This is a genomic window from Pseudomonas persica (assembly GCF_900291015.1).
Taxonomy (GTDB): Bacteria; Pseudomonadota; Gammaproteobacteria; order Pseudomonadales; family Pseudomonadaceae; genus Aquipseudomonas.
On sequence record NZ_OLKL01000078.1, the window covers coordinates 1 to 338 of the forward strand.

The 338-nt window shown below is 67.8% G+C and carries 1 pseudogene; it reads left to right on the forward strand.

The features are described 5' to 3' along the window. Positions 1 to 338: pseudogene (locus FQ664_RS25770) on the forward strand (hypothetical protein); the annotation flags it as partial.

Genomic DNA, 338 nt, shown 5'->3' on the forward strand with positions numbered 1-338 from the left:
TGGGGCCCTACCAGAACGACGGCGAGGTGGGGGTGACCGTCTGCTCGGCCGGTGGTCATGCCTCTTTGATTCTCTCCGGTGCGCGCTCCGACCTGGAGCGCCTGCGCGAGCTGTTCGAGCTGTTTTCCAGCAAGCGCGAGATCCTGCAGCTGCTGGAGCGGACCATCCAGGCCCCCGGCGTGCGCATCTTCATCGGCGAGGAAACCGGCGTGGTACCCCTGCAGGGCGTCTCGCTGGTCACCGCGCCGTACACCGCCAACGGCCAGGTACTGGGCGTGCTGGGCGTGATCGGGCCGAAGCGGATGGCTTACGACCGCATGATTCCGCTGGTCCAGGCC